Genomic DNA, 19,226 nt, shown 5'->3' with positions numbered 1-19,226 from the left:
TTTTACCACTTTTTAACTTATACACAGCAATGTCGAAAGCTATCTTTAAAGAATACATTTTTAGGAAAAGTCATGGAATCCAATCACTTTGGTCGCGTTAAACAACCGAAAATTTCCGACATCATCATGAAAGAGCTCGAAAGCATGATTTTAGAAGGCAGTTTTACGGCGGGGCAAAAGCTGCCACCAGAAAGGGAATTGGCAGCGCGTTTTGAAGTATCTCGTCCTTCGTTGCGGGAAGCCATTCAAAAACTGATCGCGCGCGGTGTATTATTCAGTCGTCATGGCGGTGGCACTTATGTGTCGGAACAGCTAGGCAGCTCGTTTGCCGATCCGCTGCAAGATTTGCTCAGTTCCCACGATGAGTTCTTATACGATCAATTGGAGTTTCGCGATGCGCTAGAAAGTCTCGCCGCGTATTACGCTGCTTTGCGCAGTACCGACGCCGATAAAACCAAGCTCACACAATGCTTTAATCAACTGGTAGAGGCCAATCAAAACAAAGCCTTCGCCTTAGAAGCAAAATTAGATGTGGAGTTTCACATGATCATCGCGGAAGCAGCACACAACGTAGTCTTACTTCACACACTTCGCAGCCTGCACGCCATGTTGGCGAAAAGCATTTCGAGTAACCTTAGGAATCTATTTGAGAAGCAAGCCGCTCGTCAGCGCGTGATGGAACAGCACTCCAATCTTTATCAAGCCATCATGGCTGGCGACGCCGAAGCCGCTCGCACGGCGGCGCATACACATTTGGTGTTTGTGGAAGACAATTTATTGAAAATGCGCCAAGAGGAAACACGGATACAACGCTCGCTACGCAGAAACGAGCATCAGAATCCGCTTTAAACAATCTTTGGGTATTCCAGTGATTATTATTTTTCTGTACTCTCCAAATCCGTGCTGTCCAGATCTGTAATGTCCAAAGCATCACTCAATGCGGTTTTCATCACCTCGATAGAAGGCGTTTTTCCTGTCCAGTATTCGAAAGCGATTGCGCCTTGCTGGACGAGCATACCCAAGCCATTTACCGTCGTGCAGCCTTTAGTTTTAGCGGTTTGAATCAATCGCGTTTCAGGTGGATTGAAAATTCCATCTGCAACTACCATGCTAGATTTAATCGAATCTGTGTCTATATCTAGCTCTGCATCCACATTGGGATATAAGCCAATAGAGGTCACATTGATTACCAAATCAGTATCGGCAGGAATCTGATATTGCTTTGTCCAAGCATGGTATTCCGCGCCAGCCGACGTGTTATCGGCAACCAGTTTGGAAAGCTCTTCGCCACGCTCTTGATTACGATTCACAATGGTTATGTGCGCCACTCCAGCCAAAGCTAATTCAACCGCAACCGCTCGTGCCGCACCACCTGCGCCAAACAGCACAACGCGCTTTTTGGTTAGCTCTAAACTGGATTTAACGGATTCGACAAAACCACGGCCATCGGTATTTTCACCAATAAGCTTACCATCACGATTCACCACGGTATTGACTGCCCCAATGATTCGAGCCGACTCGCCTAAGTCATCAAGGTGTGAAATAACAGACACTTTATGAGGAATTGAGCAGTTAAAACCGCACCAGTTCATAGCTTTCGCACCTAATACGGCGTTTGCAAGATCATTAGGTTGGATTTCGCAATTGATGTAACGCCAATCCAGACCCAAATCTCGATACGCAGCTTCCATCATCACGCCAGTAGGGTTTTCTAACGCTGGCGTGGCAAAAGAACCGGTTAACTCGCTTAAGAAATTCTTCGACATATTGAATTCTCTCCATGTTTGGTGGCTTTAAAAAAGAGCACGTCATTCATGGTAACAAACCCAGTCGCCAGAAAAATTTCAATTGTTAACAGGAGTCTTTACACTAAGTAATAGGCTTTATGAATTCGCGAACCAAACGCCTTTTCTCATGTTTTGCAGATAACACCAATATAACGTGATCGCTCTAGCAATAAATAACATGGCTTGGCTAAGCCATAAACCATGGTTGCCAAGGTCTTGAGTGATAAACCATACAGGGAAGAACACGCCAACCACGCAAATAATCATGGTGTTTTGCATTTGTTTTACACTGGTTGTGCCGATGAAAATGCCATCCAACATAAAAGACCAAATACCCAACAGAGGGAAGAAGATGAGCCAAGGTAGGTACAGAGCGGCATCGTCTCGAACACTTTGCACACTGGTCAGTAAGGCGATTATTTGATTGCCAAAAAGCCAAAATATCAGCATCAACATAACCGCTGCAAACAACGCCCAATAGGTAGAGAGCTGAATGACCTTCTTAAAGTTCGCTTTGTCTTTACGGCCATAATATTCGCCACACAAGGCTTCAACCGAAAAAGCAAAACCATCCAAGGCGTTAGAAATAATCATCAAGAAAGTCAGCAAAACCGCGTTCGCAGCAAGAATCGAATCTCCTTGACGCGCGCCTTGAGCAGTGAAAAACAACATCACCAAGAGCAAAAGAATGGTACGTACAAAGAGGTAACGATTCACTTGAACTAACGCCATGTATTCACGCCATTTCGCCAAAACACGTAAGGGTACATGACCCGAAAAGCCTTTCAATTTATGCCAAGCCAAAACACCGGCGACAGTCACGCCAATATAATGCGCGAACACGGTTGCCCACGCCACGCCGTCACTCGCCATGCCCAAACCATAAACGGCAAAATAGTCGAGAATCATATTGGCGACATTGATCACCAACAGCATCCACAGGGGCCCTTTGGAATATTGCACACCAAAGAACCAACCCATTAAGGCATAACCGGCTAATACCGCTGGAGCACTAAAAATCCGTGCTTCACAATACAAACGTGCCCAAGGTTCCACTTCAGCACTTGGCTCCATCAAGGAGATCGCCAAATCGATCAATGGGGCTCGGAATAAAATCAAGATTAGCCCGATAAACACGCCCATCAAAATCGATTGCAAAAGCAGCTCACGAACACGTCTTTCGTCACCTTGTCCAAGCGCTTGTGCTGTCAATCCGGTTGAGCCCATGCGCAAAAAACCAAACGCCCAAAACAGAAAGCTAAAAATACTCGCGCCAATCGCTACAGCAGCAAGATGTGTCGCCGTTCCCAAGTGTCCAACTACAGCGGTATCAACTAAACCAAGCAAAGGAGTGGTGATGTTCGAAATCATCGGCGGCCATGCCATGCGCCAAATTTTTTGATTCAATACAGCATTTGCACGATACGAGCAAAAAATAGAACTAGGGGATAACTTTGACACACGAGTCTCACTTGTGGGTATTTCAAATTCTGTGGATAAAAATCAATCAAAAACGGAAAATAGGAACACGCTGATCTGTGGAAAATAATAGCAGTTATTCACAATTCGGGGCAGTTTTTAATGGCTTTGTGCAATAATTGGTCATATTAGGGTGGTTATTAAGTATGGTTCTCGTTTAACTCTCACTTACCCACAAAAATAGGAAGAATAAATTCGATAAAATTCAATGTTTCTAATATTGGATAAGTGATGCTTTTTTCCACAATCCTGCTCACATCGTCGTGGAAATTTGCTAGACTCGCGTTTAATTTTTATCGTTCGGAGAAATTTTATGCCCAAGAAACTCAAGCCCTTTATCGAAGGTTTAGCCGTCGGGTGTGTCTTCATCAGTATTACTATGCTGTTTCAAATTCCGCTTTACATGAGTTTCATCATCGGCGCATTGGCGGCATTAGGCGGCTATCGCAACTCGATCAAAATGGACAAAGAAAAAGTTGCTAAAAAACAGCAAAACCAACCAAAAGATGTCGAATAAAATGACTCCTTCTAACCCGCCCATTTATGGCGAAGGCGATGTCACCTTACAAGCCGTCGGCGGATTAACTGGCTTGCAAAATTTGGTCGAAACCTTCTATTGCATTATGAAAAACACACCAGAGTTTCGACCACTGTTTGACATGCATCCTAGCGATATTGAACTAACCATCGACAAGTTGGTGTCTTTTTTATCTGGCTGGATGGGTGGCGAGAAGTTGTTCTCGAAAAAATACGGACCAATCAGTTTACCTCAAGCTCATGCTCATGCTCACTTAATCGTTACCGAAAAAGAAAAAGCCATGTGGCTAAACTGCATGGCCGCAGCATTAGATGAATTGGGTTATTCAGAAGAATTGAAAGCTTATTTACTGCCTCAGCTCGCTTTTCCTGCTGAACGGATTCGACAAGTAAGTGCGGCTAAACACGGTGAATCGGTTTAAACGAAACACAATGACATTCCAAATTCGAAACTGTCGCCTACCTCATAGGAATGTCATTGCGTTTCTGAAACGCTTCATGATTAAGAACGAATTTCTTTGGCAACAACAATCCCTAAGCGTTTTGCCAAGCGCGCTAGGTTTGCGCGATCCATAGATAGCTGTTGAGCAGCCTTGGTCCAGTTCCCTTCACTTTCTTCTAGCGCTTTACGGATTAGATTGCGTTGATAAGTCTCTGTTTCTAAACGTAAATCTATTATTTCTTGCTTATCTAAGACTTGCTGTGATGTTTCGGTATTTTGTATCTTTTCTTGTGAGCTATTATCGATTTGTAATCCTGTTAAATGCGCTGATGAAATAACTGTAATCCCTGTTGCATTGTCCGCTTTGGCGAAAAGCGCAGCGCGGGAGATGACGTGCTCTAGCTCACGTACATTTCCAGGCCAGTGATAAGCTTCGAGCATGCCAATAGCTGATGCGGATAAAGTCAGTTGCTGCAGGCCTAACTTTCGACGGAAGCGCTCAGCGAAGAATCCGGCCAACAATGGAACATCGCCTTGTCTGTCACGTAACGCAGGAACTTGAATCGGGAAGACGCTAAGGCGATGGAATAAATCCGCACGAAAACGATGTTCTGCCACTTCGGTTTCTAAATGTCGGTTGGTTGCAGCAATGATGCGTACATTTACTTTACGAATTTGATCTTTGCCCACGGCTTGGATTTCTTGATTCTGAATAGCGCGAAGCAAAGTTCCCTGCACTTCTAAAGGTAATTCGCCAATTTCATCAAGCAATAAGGTTCCGCCGTCGGCCAATAGAAACTTACCGTCTCGATCTCGGTCCGCCCCGGTAAACGCCCCTTTTACATGTCCGAAAAGCTCACTTTCGATAAGGTGATGAGGAATCGCAGCGCAGTTCACATAAACCATTGGCGCTTCAGAGCGAGCAGATTGCTCATGTAATGCTCTCGCAACCAACTCTTTACCGACGCCGGTTTCCCCTTCAATCAAAATGGCAAAGTCCGATGGGGCAACCAGATTAATCGACTGTTTAAGGTCTTGCATGGCTTTGCTCTGACCTATCATTTCATGGCTTTGCTCGCCCATTACTTTTAATACGTTTTGAGCATGTTGTGATTGGTTTTCTAATTTTTCCATTAAGATGGCGGTATTTAGCGTCATAGCCGCCATGGTACCGATAATTTCCAAAGCGCGCGCGTCGATATCATCGAAAACGCCCGGCATAATGCTGTCTAGCGTCACCACGCCAATCAACTTGCCTTCCAAATACAGCGGCACTCCCATGCAGGAATGCACTGGCAAATTCTCGTCATGGCCTAACACCATGCCATCGTAAGGATCTGGAAGCGGCGAGTCTGCGGGAAAACGAACTGGATAATGTCCGCTACTGATCGCTTTCAGACGCGGGTGTTCATCAATAATGAATCGACGTCCCATCAGATCTTCCGATAAGCCTCGCTGGGCAAGTGGCGCCAGCACACCATTGTTGTTCGCCAATAAAACGACGGCATCACAATTAATCGTTGCCCGCACCGCATAAACCAATTGTTCAAAGCGATTCGGCTGTGTCACCGCACTAGCAAGATCGAGGGCAAAGCTAAGTAAGGCGTTATTAGAAACCTGCTTCATGGATATCGGCTCATAGGGCGAATTATTTTTCGTGTCAATTTGACTCAAACATACCATATAGACTTTCTTTTTGGTGAGTCTTATTGACTCTAATTTTTATATTAAAAACATAAACCACTGATTTTATTATCAATTATAAGTTGGCACGAGCTTCGCTATAGAAGAGTTAAGAAAGCATTTATTCGTACTCTTAGAAAAGGAAATAACATGTTAACTCAACACCATATAGACACTGTCAAAGCTACTATTCCACTTCTTGCTTCTGCAGGAACCGCGATTACTGAGCATTTTTATCAACGCATGTTCTCTCATAATCCAGAGCTAAAAGATGTATTCAACATGACCCACCAAAGAACTGGTGGTCAACCTGCGGCTTTGTTCAATGCCATCGCGGCATACGCAACACATATCGATAATCTCGAAGTACTTACCAGTGCCGTGATGCGTATAGCTCATAAGCACACCAGTTTTAATATCCAACCGAGTCAATATGACATCGTTGGTCATCACCTTATTGAAACCTTGCGTGAACTCGCTCCAGATGCTTTTACCAAAGACGTAGAAGAAGCATGGGTAGCGGCTTACATGCAATTAGCTGGGATATTTATTCAAGTCGAAGGTGATCTTTATAAAGAACGCGCTGCCCAACTTGGCGGCTGGAAAGACTTCCGCCGTTTCCGTGTAGCCTCCAAAACACCAGAATCTGATTTGGTTACCAGCTTTGTGTTTGAGCCTGTGGATGGCGGCGCAGTAATTGACTATCAGCCAGGGCAATATTTGGGCGTTAAGTTACATCCAAAAGGCAATGAGTTCGATGAGATACGTCAATACTCTTTATCAACAGCGCCAAATGGTAAAAGTTATCGCATAAGCGTCAAACGCGAAGGCGCTGGCGACATAGCTGGGGTCATGTCGAACTACCTTCACGATCACCTAAACGTCGGCGATGAAATAGAAGCCATGCCACCTGCAGGCGATTTCGTTTTCCAAGACAAACAAACTCCTGTGGTACTGATTTCTGGTGGTGTTGGCTTAACGCCAATGCAAGCCATACTAAACACTCTTGCTAAACAGCAATACAGCCACCCAGTAAGCTATTTACACGCTTGTGCTCATCAAGGTCAGCATTCCTTCAAAGAGCACGTGAACAGCTTGAAAGACCAACTGAATTTGTCCGTTCACACTTGGTACGAACAAGCCGACAGCGAAGAAGAAGGAGTGTTAAACGGCATGATGCAACTAGAAGCCATCAAAGACAACTTACCTCTGACGAATGGCGAGTTTTACTTATGCGGGCCTGTTGGCTTCATGATGTTTGTTAAACAGCAGCTCTTAACGCTCGGAGTGGAAGCAGACCGAATTCATTACGAATTGTTCGGCCCACATCAAGAGGTTTGATATTAAACCCCTCCCTAGCCCTCACCTTGGAAGACAAAAGGGGAGGGAACAAAAACCTTAGTTCCTCCCCCTGCTAAGGGGGGAGGGGGGAGCAGGGAGGGGGTTACTAGCTTTCCTGCTTAAACGGCAACAAGGCGTGAGTATCTCGATGGTACTCACGCACAGCTTGGGCTTCTTCCTCGCAGAAGTTACCAATAGCATCACGGAAACCTTCATGGGCGATGTAGTGAATGCTGTGGCTAAATACAGGCTCAAAGCCACGGGCAATTTTGTGTTCTCCTTGAGTGCCTGGATCAAAATGCTGTAAGCCTTTTTCTAGGCAAAATTCGATACCTTGGTAGTAACAAGCTTCAAAATGCAGGCAATCCACTTCTTCCATACAACCCCAGTAACGACCATACAAAGAATGATCGTCGAAGAAACACCAAGACGCAGCTATGGCTTCTTCATCACGAAAGGCTTGGACCAAGAGTATTTGATCGCCCATATTTTCGGCTAATTGACCAAAGAATTCGCGAGTAAGGTAACCTTGCTGACCACGCTTTGCGTAAGTGGATTGATAGCACAGGTAAAAGAAATCAATTTCTGCCGAGGTCAAATCGTTGCCTAGGGCTCGAGTCAATGTGATGCCTTCCTTAGCAACCTTGTCTCGTTCTTTGCGGGCGGTTTTGCGTTTACGACTGGAGAAGTGTGACAAATAGTCTTCCATGTCTTTGTAATCACGATTAAACCAATGGAACTGACAAGAAATTCGGTGCAATAGGTCTTTATTTGGTGCGAATAACGCCGCGTGTTCAGGCTTGGTAAATAACAGATGCCAGCTTGAAAACTCTCGTTCTTGGTTGGCTTGAGTCATTAATTCTGCAAGCGCTGGGTACAGATGAGAAAACTGCACATCATCGCCTTTAGGATCAAGGTGAGAGAAGATCCGTAAGCCTGTCACAGGAGAAAAAGGAATCGCCCAAATACGCTTAGGAAAGTAACTCATGCCATAGCGTTGGTAGGCATCTGCCCAAGACCAATCAAAGACAAATTCACCTTGGGAGTGAGTTTTCAAATAGGTTGGGGCGATGGCCAGCGGGCTGTCATCGTCATCCATCACCAGCAAATATTCAGGATACCAGCCCGTTCCATCGCCGATGCTTTTGCTTTGCTCTAACGCCTGATGAAAAGCAAATTGCGCAAAAGGATAACGTGTTTCTCCAATAGCCTCTTGCCATTTGGCTTCACCTATTTGATCGACCGAGTTGAACCATTGCGCTTTCATACTACTTTCCTTTATGACGCTTATTTCGCTGATTCACTTAATTTCACTGATTAACATTTCACTGATTAGTAAGCGGCTTCCATTTGTTCGCGCATAGCATCAACCAAACTGGCGGTTTCAGGTCGAATTTGCCGCCACAGATAAAAAGCTTCTGCAGCTTGGCCAACCAACATACCAAGACCATCGGCACCATCAGCACCACGCTCATGGGCCCACTGTAAAAACACCGTGCGTTCTTTGCCGTACATCATGTCGTAGCACCATGTATCAGCGTTTATTAATTCATCTTTTAATGGTGGTAAACTGCCAGACAAGCTCGCCGAAGTACCATTGATAATGATATCAAAAGGGCCTTCTAATGCTTCGAAAGTCGAAGCTAAACAATCAAATTGATCAGCCAATAATTGTGCTTTCTCGACTGTACGATTCGCAATGGTGACAGATTCTGGGTTCTCAGCTAAAACAGGTTCAAGTACACCACGAACTGCGCCACCAGCGCCCAGTAAAAGAATGCGTTTATCCGTTAAACTCTGACCATGATTATGGATAATGTCGCGAACCATACCGATTCCGTCTGTATTGTCGCCGAACAGGTCGCCATTTTTACCCATTAGCAAAGTATTCACCGCACCGGCTTGTTTTGCCCGTTGGCTTAAAATATCGCACATAGCGTATGCGCGTTCTTTAAACGGCACCGTAATATTCAGACCTTTTCCGTCTTTTTCAAAAAAGTCTCTGACTTGGTTTTCAAATTCAACCTCGTCACCAAGTAAGGTCGAATACACCAAGTCTTGATTTGTCAGCGTAGCAAAGTGCGCATGAATACTAGGTGATTTACTGTGAGCAATCGGATTTCCAACAACAGCGTATTGATCCAAAATTTATCCTCTTCGTTGTTCTTCAATTAGCGAGTAATAAGCCAATCTTTCGACGTTAGGTAATACTCGGTTAATTTCGCTTCTTCGCTACCCACTTCGACCTGATATTCATATGTCCAACGCACTTCTGGCGGCAATGACATCAAAATAGACTCGGTACGACCCAAGCCACTTTGTAAGCCAAAATGCGTACCACGGTCAAACACCAAATTAAACTCTACATAGCGTCCACGACGATGTAATTGGAAGTCACGTTGTTGCTCAGTGAATGGCAAATCTTTACGGCGCTCTAAAATCGGTAAATAGGCTTTAGTAAATGTATTGCCTACCGATTGCATCATCCCAAAACAATGCTCAAAACTGCCTTCGTTAAAATCATCATAGAACAAACCGCCAATACCACGCGGTTCACCCCTGTGTTTCAAATAAAAGTACTCATCACACCATTTTTTAAAACGAGAGTAATAACCTTCACCAAATGGTTCGACAGCATCATAAGACGCTTGATGCCAATGAATACAATCTTCATCGAAACCATAATAAGGTGTCAGATCAAAACCACCACCAAACCACCATACTGGTGCCATACCATCTTTATAGACGATAAATAAACGCACGTTGGCATGGGAAGTGGGTGCCATAGGGTTGTTCGGATGAATCACCAAAGACACGCCCATGGCTTCGAATCGACCACCAGCCAACTCAGGACGATCTACCGTCGCAGAGGGAGGTAGGTTATCACCCATGACATGAGAGAAGTTCACACCGCCTTTTTCAATAACCTCACCACCTGCGATAACACGAGTACGTCCGCCTCCGCCATTAGGTCTATCCCAAGCGTCTTCTTTGAAACGAGCTGTCGGTTCAACGGTTTCTAATGTAGAGCAAATATGGTCTTGAAGGGACAGGAGATAGTCTTTAACGGCTTGAACATCGAGGTTGGTAACCGTAGCTGGTGAGCTTGCTGACATGAAATACTCCATCTTGTCGTGGCTTTAAAACAGAACAAATAAAAACGGCCTAATCATTTAGGCCGTAGTTTATAACACTGAAAGAACATTTGTCGCGAAGGAACTTGTTAATAGAAGAGAGCCATTAATAAAGATCTGAACCATCAGGACGCGTTCGTAAAAGATTTAGTACCCACATATATTGCTCAGGATGCTTAGATATCATCGCCTCAAGAGCTTGGTTCATAATGAGTGCATCGGTCTCTTCACTTCCACTAGGGAAATTTTCCAAGGGAGGTGAGATGAAAAGTTCGTATTTACCTAATTCTGCATTATATGCTGGCAACATGGGAACAACTTTCGCATCAGTAAGGCTGGCCAATCGACCCAAGCCCTTCATTGTCGCCTTGTTAGACGCAAAAAAAGGCGTAAAAACGGAATGCTGGGCACCCAAATCTTCATCTGGTAAGTAATACCCAAGATAGCCTTCTTTAACTGATTTCATAAAAGGCTTAATACCTGCACTTCGGCAATACACGCGCGCACCATACCGAACCCGCTGAAGATGGATCAACCAATTAAAAATAGGGTTTTTCTGAGTACGTATCATAGCAACGGTTTTATGACCTTTCGCAGTCAACATCACCCCAGCATAATCAATCGCCCAGCAGTGCGGCACCAGAGCAATCACATTCTGGTCACTTCTTAGCAGAGGAAATAAATGCTCTTCTCCAAAAATGACACAGCGATTTTCACAATGACGCTTGCTACGCACAATTAACTCACCATAGGCAATAAAATATTGGGCGGCGGTTTGAAAGCTTCTTTTAAGCAGAGTTTCTCGCTCTTCTAGAGTTTTGTCAGGAAAACAATGCTCTAAGTTCACCCTTGCTCTTTTTAATGCGCGACTCTTTGTATTAAGCAATCGACCTGCAATCCAACTCGCTAGCTTATCGCGCCAGCGCAAGGGGAAAAAAGCAATAAGCAACGAGACCAAGACACTAAACCATGTCAGCCAAAAGCGTGGGTGAAGAAACCGCCACTCAAAAGTAGGATTATATGTATGCTTGTCGCCGTTGCTCATTCAGAGAGTATTCGCATAAATTGTGAAAACAACATGATACCTCAAACACTGTATATTGTTATATGCCCTGCTTTTAATTATTGAATGTACACGTTTTACTGGCAGCGAGCCTTCCAATCTGATAAAGCTCGATCAAAAAAATCAGGCTGATCCGTGCCTTGCACTAAAATGGAAGCACCATGTAAACAAGCTAATAGCTGACTGGCTTGTATCAATCCCAAATCTTCATTAATCTGATCTAAACGCACAAATACCTGCGAAAGCCAGTCTAAAATAAGCTGATAAAACGCTGCTAATTCGATACAAACAGCTTCGGGCAAAATAGCTTTATTCGATGTCAGCATAGTGCATAAGCTCATATCACGCTGATCCACTATCTTAGCTTTGAAGCCCTTGATAAAACCATTTAACAAAATTTTAGGGGAAAACTTTTCGTCTTTAGGGTTAGGCAATAGCTCGGAAAAGTCACTGGTATAACGCACCATTACAGCCGATACCAAGTCACCTTTGGTCGGGTAGTGATAGTGAACACTCGCACTCTTTATTCCTACTGCTTCAGCAATGTCTCGAAAACTAAACGAACTGTAACCGCCTTGAATAATAAAACGCTCGGCAGCATCCAGAATTTTGGTTTTGGTATCGTTTTTCTCAACGGTCATGAATGTGTCTCATCGTCATGTTATCTATCTAGTGATAGGTATTTTATTGACCAAGTCTAAATACTCAAGTTATATTGCATCTATCTAGTGATAGGTAGAATGCCTTTTCGCTTCATTGAACGATCTGAGGAGAATAATGTGATGTACGATCTAGTGGTTTTGGGTAGTGGGCCTGGTGGCTATGCTGCCGCATTTCGAGCAGCGGATTTAGGATTGAACGTGGCTATGATAGAACGCCATGACACCTTGGGCGGCGTTTGTCTGAACGTTGGCTGTATTCCGTCCAAAGCCTTGTTACATGTGGCGGGCAAAATCCTTATGGCCGAAGAACCGGCTCATGGCGTGCAATTTGCCAAACCAACCATCAATCTAGACGACATCCGCCACCACAGACAATCCACCGTAGACACATTAACTGGCGGCCTAACGATGATGGCCAAGGGCAGGAAAGTCACCATTATTCATGGGGAAGGCAAGTTCGATTCGACCAGCTCAATCACAGTCACCAAAGATGGACAGTCACAACAAGTCGATTTTAAAAACGCTATCATCGCCGTCGGTTCTCGTGCGATTAAATTGCCGTTTGTGCCTTATGACGATCCACGAATTTTAGACTCCACTAGCGCGCTGCAGCTTGAACGTATTCCAGAGCACTTATTGGTACTCGGTGGCGGCATTATCGGCGTAGAAATGGCGACCGTTTACCAATCTCTTGGCGCAAAAATTACCGTCGCGGAACTTGGCGAGCAAATCATGACCGGCGCCGACAAAGATCTAGTACAAGTATTCGAGCAAGTGAACAAAGACCGCATGAGCTTTTTGACAAAAACACAAGTGACTAACATAGAAGCGACCCCAGAAGCCTTGAACGTCACCATGCAAGACAAAGACGGTGAGCGTAAGCTCGCCGTAGACTCAGTACTCGTCGCTGTGGGTCGCTCGCCTAATGGCCAAACCGCGGGTATTTCCGACATCGGCGTCAAATTAGACGAACGTGGTTTTGTACTGACAAATGAAAAGTGCCAAACATCTGTACCCAACATTTATGCGATTGGCGACGTCACTCACGGCCCAATGTTGGCGCACAAGGCATCACATCAAGGCCATACCGCCGCTGAAGTCATTGCGGGTCACAAGGTTGATTTCCAACCATTCGCCATTCCGTCCATCGCTTATACCTTTCCAGAAGTGGCCTGGGTTGGTTTAACCGAAACAGAAGCAAAAAAACAAAACATCGCCATAAAAACCGCCGTTTTCCCATGGACGGCAAGCGGACGTGCCATTGCCTCTGGCGTGACTCAGGGTAAAACCAAACTCATTTATGACGAAGCAACAGAACGCGTCTTAGGCGCTGGCGTTGTGGGTTCCCACGCGGGAGAATTACTCGGTGAACTGACACTCGCCATTGAATTCGGCGCCACACTGGAAGACATCGCCTTAACAATCCACGCCCACCCAAGCCTCCACGAAACCGTCGGCTTGGCTGCAGAACTTGGCGCCGGGACGATTACAGACTTGCCGAACAAGAAAACGAACATTGTGCGTTAAACTCTTATTCAAGACATAGATAGCTGCTCAATAAAGCAGCTATAATAAAACGTGAATCATAAGGATGTGAGGAATATATGAGTCCAGCGGTATATAGAGAAAATGGTTTTAAATTTTTCTTTTTCTCCAATGAAGAAGAAAGAATACATGTCCATATCGTTGGACATGATGGCGAAGCAAAATTCTGGATAGCTCCTGAAATTACTCTTGCAAAGAGCTACAATCTTTCAGTAAAAGAGCTTTCTAAATTAGAAAAGAGCGTTGAGGAGCACAAAGATGAAATCATCGCCGCTTGGCAAAGACACTTCGGTTGAGGTTTTAGGATTAACACCTAATGGACTTTGGCTATTAACTCAAGGAGAAGAATATTTCTTGAGTTACAAAGAATTCCCATGGTTTAAAAACGCGCCCGTCAAGGCCGTTTTTAATGTTGAAAAGCAAGGGGAGAGTGGCTTCTGCTGGCCTGATTTAGATGTGGACTTATCTCTTGACGGCATTAAGCACCCAGAGAAGTATCCCCTGAAAGCAAAGCACTAAGATAGGGATGATGGTATGGATATTATTAAAAACGATGACGAACTAGACGCAGCCGTTTTGCGTATGCGTAATCTACGTGGTGCCAAAACCAACACACCAGAAAGTAATCAAATGAAAATCTTGGCGGTACTTGCCGAAGCCTACGAAGAGAAACGTCACCTATTGAGCCGCCTACCCAAATCGAAGCGATTAGGTTCCGTATAGAGCAAATGAATAAAACATTTTCTTATGATAAAGAGTGATCTTAAAGAAACCTAAAGTCAGCTCACATAGAAGATATGTTGATCGTCATCATAACTAAAATTGAGAACAATCTGGATCTGGCTTTCTTCGAGATGAAGCTTAGAAACCAGATCAAATGTGCCGTTTTCTGCTTTATTCGCAAGCGACCTTAATTGCTTTTCAAGCATTGTCCAAGCGAGCGTGTCTCTTGACTCATCGAAACCATGATCCGCTCTAAAAGTCGTCCTTAGCCAACTGAAATAGGCCAATGAATTGGCTTTGATATCCATACTATCACCAGCATCTGTGGCGACATAGCTCAGCCCACAATGAGAAAACTGTTGTTTTAAATATACTTTCCACTGCTGCATAAACTGTTCTAAATAGGACAAAAATTACTCCATAAAACTTCTAATTCACATTAATTCTGACAGTAGTTATCAAAAACTATTAGAACTCAATATTTCTCTGGCTCACTAAAAATATGCGATATCTCACCATATCCATGAATCTCAGGCTTCTTTAAAAGTTCGTCAATGAAGAGTAATTGATTAGCAGGTGAAATTTCTTGCATTACCGTATAGAACTCGGAATTGAACTGTCGAATATAAGCAACACGCTCATTCTCTGACACCTCAAATTTAGTACTTTTATCAAGGAAATCAGCTAACTCAAAGATATTGGCTAAATAGGGACGTAAGACTTCCCAAACAACTCGAAGATTTTCGTTAGAGATTTTTTGATCATTCTGGAGTGAATTAGGTTTGACACATCTACTGAGTTTTTTATAACTACATTCTATAGCTCCAAGGCGCCCCTTAAAGCAATCAACATGTCCCGCAACAAATTTCTTTTCACCTTGCTCTGTGGCTTTTGTCAAAAGACGCACAAATTCATTCCTAAAAATGATTTGTTTTTCTAACCCCAACTGCTCATTAAGTTTGTTTAGCTGATCTTGTTGAGAAGCCATTGCTTTGTGGCTTTGCCACCAAACAAAAAGAATACTGGCAGCTGAAAATAAAGGACCAAGAACACCACCAAAATAGGAACCAAACTCTGACCAATTCTTCCCTTGATCTGAAAACCCTGCCCCTACGTGATCTACATAAAGCCACCAAAAGAAAATCATCACCAATACTGTAATTACGAATACGCCAAAAAATAGGCTTTTAGGAGAAATGTTAGATGATTTCTCACCTTTGCTAATGTCACCCATTCAATCCATCCTCAATAATAGATAAATCTCTTATCTTTTTGGTTCTCTTTGATTTTTTAGTAAGAGAAACCGCAATACTAACCTAAAAAAACCATATTTATGGATGAATTGCGCGGGATATCGCATTTCCACTAAGTCAGATAATTTGTTGACTACTTTTTGCTCTAGGTATATTTTGGATACAAAATCCATTATCGCCAATAGATATTAAATTCCTTCAATTTCTTAGAAAGGTATCGAATTATGAGCAATGACGTTTTTGATGTAAGTGTTTTCAACGGCATCATGCCGGCGTTGATGACGCCTTGTAAGTCGGATCGCACGCCAGATTTCGATGCCTTGGTGAAGAAGGGCAAGGAGATGATCGCGGCGGGGATGTCGGCGGTGGTGTATTGCGGTTCCATGGGCGATTGGCCTTTGTTGACGGATGCCGAGCGGATGGAAGGCGTGGAGCGCTTAGTGAATGCAGGCATTCCTGTGGTAGTCGGTACTGGGGCGATTAATACCAAATCCGCTGTGGCATTAGCAGCACACGCTGAAAAAGTCGGAGCGGCGGGTTTGATGGTGATTCCTCGAGTGTTGTCTCGTGGTTCGGTGATTGCCGCACAGAAGCACCATTTCAAAGCAATTCTTGCAGCAGCACCATCGATTCCAGCAATTATCTACAACAGCCCTGTGTATGGTTTTGAAACCCGTGCGGATTTGTTTTTCGCGCTACGAGCTGAACATAAAAATCTGGTTGGCTTTAAAGAGTTTGGCAGTAAAGAAGCATTGCGCTATGCCGCGGAAAATATTACTTCTCAGGACGATGATGTTTTATTGATGATTGGTGTCGATACAGCGGTCTATCATGGCTTCGTAAAATGCGGCGCAGTTGGTGCAATTACTGGTATTGGTACGGCGTTACCGAAGGAAGTTTTGTTGCTAGCGAATTTATGTAAGCTTGCTGCGAAAGGCAACGCTGAAGCGCGTATTCGTGCCCAAGAATTAGAAGAAGCCTTTTCTGTTTTAGCCAGTTTCGACGAAGGCCCTGAGTTAGTCTTGTTCTTCAAATATTTGCTTGTTTTAAACGGTGAAGAAGAGTATCGATTACACTTCAACGAAACGGATGAGCTTAATGCCGCACAGCGTCGTTACTGTGAAGATCAGTATGCGCTCTTCAAAGACTGGTTTGCGGATTGGGCAAAACAAGGTGGAGTAATAGATACATGCAAGTAATAGACAGTCATACGGAAGGTGAACCAACCCGCGTTATTGTGTCTGGTGGGCCAGATTTAGGCTCTGGTTCTTTGGCCAAACGCGCCAAAATTTTGGCTACGGAACATAAGGATTTTTATCGCTCTGTAGTATCAGAACCCTATGGGCAAGAAGCCATGGTCGGCGTGATGCTGGTCAATCCGGTTGATCCTGGGTGCGTAGCAGGCGTGATTTATTTCGACGCCGCTGCGGTCATCGGCATGTGTGGTCACGGCACCATTGGTGTTGCCGCAACGTTGGCTCACATGGGCAAAATAGGCATTGGTACCCACAAGATTGAAACGCCAGTTGGCGTAGTAGAGGTGACCTTGTCCGATGCGAATACAGTTACGGTGAAAAACGTTGCCAGCCGTCGTTTACAGAAAGATGTTCGCCTTGAGATCGACGGTGTAGGTACAGTTTCTGGCGACATTGCTTATGGCGGGAATTGGTTCTTTATTGTCGATAAAAGCCCTGTTCCTGTGATTCCAAGCAACATTCGTAACCTAACCGAAGTCTCGATCAAAATTCGCGAAGCCATTGAAACAAAGCAATTAACAGGTACAGATGGTGGCATCATTGACCACGTTGTTCTTTATGGGCCAGCACTTAGTGAAAATGGCCACAGCCGCAACTTCGTTCTGTGTCCTGACAACGCCTATGATCGATCACCTTGCGGCACAGGCAGTTCAGCACGCTTGGCTTGCCTAGCAGCGGATAATCGCCTTGCTCCAAGCGAAGAAATCATTCAAGAAAGCACCATTGGTAGTAGTTATCGTTTGAGCTATCAGCCTTCAACAAGCGATACGATTATTCCTAACATTACCGGACAGGCGTTTGTCACCAAAGAAGCAACCTTAATGATGAACCCCAGCGACCCGTTAAAAAATGGTATTAAACTGTCTTAGCGATGGATAGCTAGACTTCAAATAATTGGTTAGAAATAATTGGTGAACCCAAAATGGACATGACAAAAAATCAGGATGTGATTGTTATTGGAGCAGGGATTATCGGCATTAGTATTGCGCTAAAACTGCAATCTGAAGGCCGACAAGTGCTGGTATTGGACCGGAAAGGTGTTGCTGCAGAAACGTCGTCCGGCAATGCAGGAGCGTTTGCCTTTGCGGATGTAATTCCTCTCGCCACGCCAGGCATTATGCGCAAAGCACCAAAGTGGTTGATCGACCCCCTCGGCCCTTTATCATTGCGTCCCGCTTACACGTTGAAAATTCTCCCTTGGATGCTGCGTTTCTGGCGTGCCAGCTGGCAAGACAAATATCAAGCAGCGTTGGCGGCACAAGCCAGTTTGATGGATTTTTCTAAAGCAGCTCTTGAACGCCAAATTCAAGCAGTAAATGGCGAAGCTATGATTCGTCGAGAAGGGCAGTTACAACTTTACGAAGGTGAAGCAGAATTCAATGCCAGTCTTGCAGGTTGGCAAACGCGACAACAACATGGCGTAATCTATGAATTTTTACTCAGTCCAGACGCTATCGCCAAAATCCAGCCCGGCATTCATCCCCGATTTACCCATGCGGCCTTTACTCCGGAGTGGAAAAACGTCTGCGACCCTGCCGAATGGACTAAACATTTAGCTGAAGAGTTTGAAAAACTTGGCGGTAGAATTGCCATTGCATCGATTGATTCCATTGAAGTGAATAACGATAGAGTAACCTTAAAAAGCGATGCGGCCGACTATGAAACAAGCCAAGTTGTTCTAGCTGCAGGGGCTTGGTCAAAAACTTTAGCGCGATCTATTGGTGACAGTTTGCCATTAGATACGGAACGAGGATACAACACGACCTTGCCAACTGGCGCATTCGATTTGAAGACACATATAACCTTTAGTAATCATGGCTTTGTGGTAACAAAAATAGGTGAGGGCGTACGTGTTGGCGGTGCGGTTGAGCTAGGTGGTTTAAACTTAGCTCCTAACTATCAACGTGCTGATGTCTTACTAGAAAAAGCAGCTAATTTCTTACCCGGTTTAAAAGTTAACGGAGGTAAACAGTGGATGGGCTTTCGTCCTTCTATGCCAGACAGCCTTCCGGTAATCAGTTATTCCGGTCGGTCTCAACGGGTGATTTACGCCTTTGGACATGGACATTTAGGACTGACTCAATCCGCAGGAACCGCAGAATTAGTCGCGGCGCTTGCCAATACTCAGGCTCCAGATATTGACCTTACGCCATTTTCAGCCACTCGGTTTTAGTCTGTTTTAAGGTTTTGAAAAAGTTCTAGCGTGCTTTAGCGCGTAAAGAGCTTTGATTTGGTGTTATCAGTTTTTTGACGGCCTGAAGGCCGACCTACATGTGATTGGTTTTTATCATTTTTTGTAGATACCATCTCTCCTAATCAGC

At 44.4% G+C, this 19,226-nt stretch carries 21 protein-coding genes; 11 read left to right on the top strand and 10 right to left on the bottom strand.

The genetic code is table 11. The features are described 5' to 3' along the window. Positions 1–72: 72 nt before the first annotated feature. On the top strand, positions 73–849 hold the full coding sequence (locus TY87_RS05140) for an FCD domain-containing protein (protein ID WP_072838684.1): 777 nt from the start codon (positions 73–75) through the stop codon (positions 847–849). A gap of 26 nt (positions 850–875) precedes the next feature. On the opposite strand, the gene aroE (TY87_RS05135) is transcribed toward TY87_RS05140, so the two are convergent. Beyond that, the gene (gene aroE / locus TY87_RS05135) at positions 876–1,766 is read right to left on the bottom strand and encodes a shikimate dehydrogenase (RefSeq protein ID WP_072838685.1); all 891 of its coding nucleotides are present in this window, start codon (positions 1,764–1,766) and stop codon (positions 876–878) included. A gap of 117 nt (positions 1,767–1,883) precedes the next feature. Then, on the bottom strand, positions 1,884–3,173 hold the full coding sequence (locus TY87_RS05130) for an MATE family efflux transporter (protein WP_100186378.1): 1,290 nt from the start codon (positions 3,171–3,173) through the stop codon (positions 1,884–1,886). 406 nt (positions 3,174–3,579) lie between these two features. On the opposite strand from TY87_RS05130, the gene TY87_RS05125 reads away from it, so the two are divergent. After that, positions 3,580–3,783: a hypothetical protein gene (locus tag TY87_RS05125; protein WP_072838686.1), complete on the top strand. Its 204-nt coding sequence runs from the start codon at positions 3,580–3,582 to the stop codon at positions 3,781–3,783. 1 nt (position 3,784) lies between these two features. Beyond that, positions 3,785–4,225 (top strand): group II truncated hemoglobin, encoded by a 441-nt coding sequence (locus TY87_RS05120; RefSeq protein WP_100186250.1) that lies wholly within the window; start codon positions 3,785–3,787, stop codon positions 4,223–4,225. Positions 4,226–4,305: 80 nt separating this feature from the next. Here TY87_RS05120 and norR read toward each other — a convergent pair whose 3' ends face one another. Further along, positions 4,306–5,871 carry a nitric oxide reductase transcriptional regulator NorR gene (gene norR, locus TY87_RS05115; RefSeq protein ID WP_232617071.1) on the bottom strand — a complete coding sequence of 522 codons (1,566 nt, stop codon included), beginning with the start codon at positions 5,869–5,871 and terminating at the stop codon, positions 4,306–4,308. 207 nt (positions 5,872–6,078) lie between these two features. On the opposite strand from norR, the gene hmpA reads away from it, so the two are divergent. Further along, positions 6,079–7,269: an NO-inducible flavohemoprotein gene (gene hmpA, locus TY87_RS05110; RefSeq protein WP_100186248.1), complete on the top strand. Its 1,191-nt coding sequence runs from the start codon at positions 6,079–6,081 to the stop codon at positions 7,267–7,269. 106 nt (positions 7,270–7,375) lie between these two features. On the opposite strand, the gene TY87_RS05105 is transcribed toward hmpA, so the two are convergent. From TY87_RS05105 to TY87_RS05085, 5 genes are all read right to left on the bottom strand, one after another. Continuing rightward, positions 7,376–8,536: a GNAT family N-acetyltransferase gene (locus tag TY87_RS05105; RefSeq protein WP_100186247.1), complete on the bottom strand. Its 1,161-nt coding sequence runs from the start codon at positions 8,534–8,536 to the stop codon at positions 7,376–7,378. Positions 8,537–8,601: 65 nt separating this feature from the next. Continuing rightward, positions 8,602–9,414, bottom strand: coding sequence for a shikimate dehydrogenase (gene aroE, locus TY87_RS05100; protein WP_100186246.1), 813 nt, complete (start codon positions 9,412–9,414; stop codon positions 8,602–8,604). 26 nt (positions 9,415–9,440) lie between these two features. Beyond that, positions 9,441–10,385 (bottom strand): oxygen-dependent coproporphyrinogen oxidase, encoded by a 945-nt coding sequence (gene hemF / locus TY87_RS05095; RefSeq protein WP_100186245.1) that lies wholly within the window; start codon positions 10,383–10,385, stop codon positions 9,441–9,443. Positions 10,386–10,509: 124 nt separating this feature from the next. Continuing rightward, entirely contained in the window at positions 10,510–11,448 is a 939-nt protein-coding gene (gene lpxM / locus TY87_RS05090) for a lauroyl-Kdo(2)-lipid IV(A) myristoyltransferase (RefSeq protein ID WP_100186244.1), read from the bottom strand. 95 nt (positions 11,449–11,543) lie between these two features. Next, positions 11,544–12,107: a TetR/AcrR family transcriptional regulator gene (locus tag TY87_RS05085; RefSeq protein WP_100186243.1), complete on the bottom strand. Its 564-nt coding sequence runs from the start codon at positions 12,105–12,107 to the stop codon at positions 11,544–11,546. Positions 12,108–12,248: 141 nt separating this feature from the next. Between TY87_RS05085 and lpdA the strand changes: the two genes are divergently transcribed. The 4 genes from lpdA (at position 12,249) to TY87_RS05065 (ending at position 14,396) form a co-directional block, all read left to right on the top strand. Then, a complete protein-coding gene (gene lpdA, locus TY87_RS05080) occupies positions 12,249–13,655 on the top strand; it encodes a dihydrolipoyl dehydrogenase (protein WP_100186242.1) in 1,407 nt (468 codons plus the stop codon). A gap of 77 nt (positions 13,656–13,732) precedes the next feature. Continuing rightward, on the top strand, positions 13,733–13,969 hold the full coding sequence (locus TY87_RS05075) for a DUF4160 domain-containing protein (protein ID WP_100186241.1): 237 nt from the start codon (positions 13,733–13,735) through the stop codon (positions 13,967–13,969). Further along, positions 13,932–14,192, top strand: a complete 261-nt coding sequence (locus TY87_RS05070; protein ID WP_100186240.1) for a DUF2442 domain-containing protein — start codon at positions 13,932–13,934, stop codon at positions 14,190–14,192. Before TY87_RS05075 ends, TY87_RS05070 begins: the two co-directional genes overlap by 38 nt. Positions 14,193–14,207: 15 nt before the next feature. After that, entirely contained in the window at positions 14,208–14,396 is a 189-nt protein-coding gene (locus TY87_RS05065; RefSeq protein WP_100186239.1) for a hypothetical protein, read from the top strand. Positions 14,397–14,452: 56 nt separating this feature from the next. On the opposite strand, the gene TY87_RS05060 is transcribed toward TY87_RS05065, so the two are convergent. Together TY87_RS05060 and TY87_RS05055 are read right to left on the bottom strand one after the other, a co-directional pair. Then, the gene (locus tag TY87_RS05060; protein WP_100186238.1) at positions 14,453–14,806 is read right to left on the bottom strand and encodes a hypothetical protein; all 354 of its coding nucleotides are present in this window, start codon (positions 14,804–14,806) and stop codon (positions 14,453–14,455) included. Positions 14,807–14,871: 65 nt separating this feature from the next. Continuing rightward, the gene (locus tag TY87_RS05055) at positions 14,872–15,630 is read right to left on the bottom strand and encodes a hypothetical protein (RefSeq protein WP_072838700.1); all 759 of its coding nucleotides are present in this window, start codon (positions 15,628–15,630) and stop codon (positions 14,872–14,874) included. 243 nt (positions 15,631–15,873) lie between these two features. On the opposite strand from TY87_RS05055, the gene TY87_RS05050 reads away from it, so the two are divergent. Genes TY87_RS05050 through TY87_RS05040 form a run of 3 tightly spaced genes read left to right on the top strand, consistent with a single transcriptional unit; the run spans position 15,874 to position 19,078 of the window. Beyond that, positions 15,874–16,848: a dihydrodipicolinate synthase family protein gene (locus tag TY87_RS05050; protein ID WP_100186237.1), complete on the top strand. Its 975-nt coding sequence runs from the start codon at positions 15,874–15,876 to the stop codon at positions 16,846–16,848. After that, positions 16,839–17,774 carry a 4-hydroxyproline epimerase gene (locus tag TY87_RS05045; RefSeq protein ID WP_100186236.1) on the top strand — a complete coding sequence of 312 codons (936 nt, stop codon included), beginning with the start codon at positions 16,839–16,841 and terminating at the stop codon, positions 17,772–17,774. The genes TY87_RS05050 and TY87_RS05045 overlap by 10 nt, the downstream gene beginning before the upstream one ends. Positions 17,775–17,827: 53 nt before the next feature. Then, positions 17,828–19,078, top strand: coding sequence for an NAD(P)/FAD-dependent oxidoreductase (locus TY87_RS05040; protein WP_232617070.1), 1,251 nt, complete (start codon positions 17,828–17,830; stop codon positions 19,076–19,078). Positions 19,079–19,226: the final 148 nt, after the last annotated feature.

Source organism: Marinomonas sp. BSi20584, assembly GCF_002792415.1.
Classification (GTDB): domain Bacteria; phylum Pseudomonadota; class Gammaproteobacteria; order Pseudomonadales; family Marinomonadaceae; genus Marinomonas; species Marinomonas polaris.
This window is presented reverse-complemented; position numbering and strand designations above follow the sequence as displayed.

Excerpts from the sequence above, each read along its gene's own strand:
- hemF (WP_100186245.1), bottom strand. The coding sequence starts at position 10,385 with ATGTCAGCAAGCTCACCAGCTACGGTTACCAACCTCGATGTTCAAGCC.
- TY87_RS05085 (WP_100186243.1), bottom strand. The coding sequence starts at position 12,107 with ATGACCGTTGAGAAAAACGATACCAAAACCAAAATTCTGGATGCTGCC.
- TY87_RS05075 (WP_100186241.1), top strand. The coding sequence starts at position 13,733 with ATGAGTCCAGCGGTATATAGAGAAAATGGTTTTAAATTTTTCTTTTTC.
- aroE (WP_072838685.1), bottom strand. The coding sequence starts at position 1,766 with ATGTCGAAGAATTTCTTAAGCGAGTTAACCGGTTCTTTTGCCACGCCA.
- TY87_RS05125 (WP_072838686.1), top strand. The coding sequence starts at position 3,580 with ATGCCCAAGAAACTCAAGCCCTTTATCGAAGGTTTAGCCGTCGGGTGT.
- hmpA (WP_100186248.1), top strand. The coding sequence starts at position 6,079 with ATGTTAACTCAACACCATATAGACACTGTCAAAGCTACTATTCCACTT.
- lpxM (WP_100186244.1), bottom strand. The coding sequence starts at position 11,448 with ATGAGCAACGGCGACAAGCATACATATAATCCTACTTTTGAGTGGCGG.
- TY87_RS05105 (WP_100186247.1), bottom strand. The coding sequence starts at position 8,536 with ATGAAAGCGCAATGGTTCAACTCGGTCGATCAAATAGGTGAAGCCAAA.
- TY87_RS05045 (WP_100186236.1), top strand. The coding sequence starts at position 16,839 with ATGCAAGTAATAGACAGTCATACGGAAGGTGAACCAACCCGCGTTATT.
- TY87_RS05140 (WP_072838684.1), top strand. The coding sequence starts at position 73 with ATGGAATCCAATCACTTTGGTCGCGTTAAACAACCGAAAATTTCCGAC.
- TY87_RS05040 (WP_232617070.1), top strand. The coding sequence starts at position 17,828 with ATGGACATGACAAAAAATCAGGATGTGATTGTTATTGGAGCAGGGATT.
- TY87_RS05070 (WP_100186240.1), top strand. The coding sequence starts at position 13,932 with ATGAAATCATCGCCGCTTGGCAAAGACACTTCGGTTGAGGTTTTAGGA.
- lpdA (WP_100186242.1), top strand. The coding sequence starts at position 12,249 with ATGTACGATCTAGTGGTTTTGGGTAGTGGGCCTGGTGGCTATGCTGCC.
- norR (WP_232617071.1), bottom strand. The coding sequence starts at position 5,871 with ATGAAGCAGGTTTCTAATAACGCCTTACTTAGCTTTGCCCTCGATCTT.
- TY87_RS05065 (WP_100186239.1), top strand. The coding sequence starts at position 14,208 with ATGGATATTATTAAAAACGATGACGAACTAGACGCAGCCGTTTTGCGT.
- TY87_RS05055 (WP_072838700.1), bottom strand. The coding sequence starts at position 15,630 with ATGGGTGACATTAGCAAAGGTGAGAAATCATCTAACATTTCTCCTAAA.
- TY87_RS05130 (WP_100186378.1), bottom strand. The coding sequence starts at position 3,173 with ATGGCATGGCCGCCGATGATTTCGAACATCACCACTCCTTTGCTTGGT.
- TY87_RS05120 (WP_100186250.1), top strand. The coding sequence starts at position 3,785 with ATGACTCCTTCTAACCCGCCCATTTATGGCGAAGGCGATGTCACCTTA.
- TY87_RS05050 (WP_100186237.1), top strand. The coding sequence starts at position 15,874 with ATGAGCAATGACGTTTTTGATGTAAGTGTTTTCAACGGCATCATGCCG.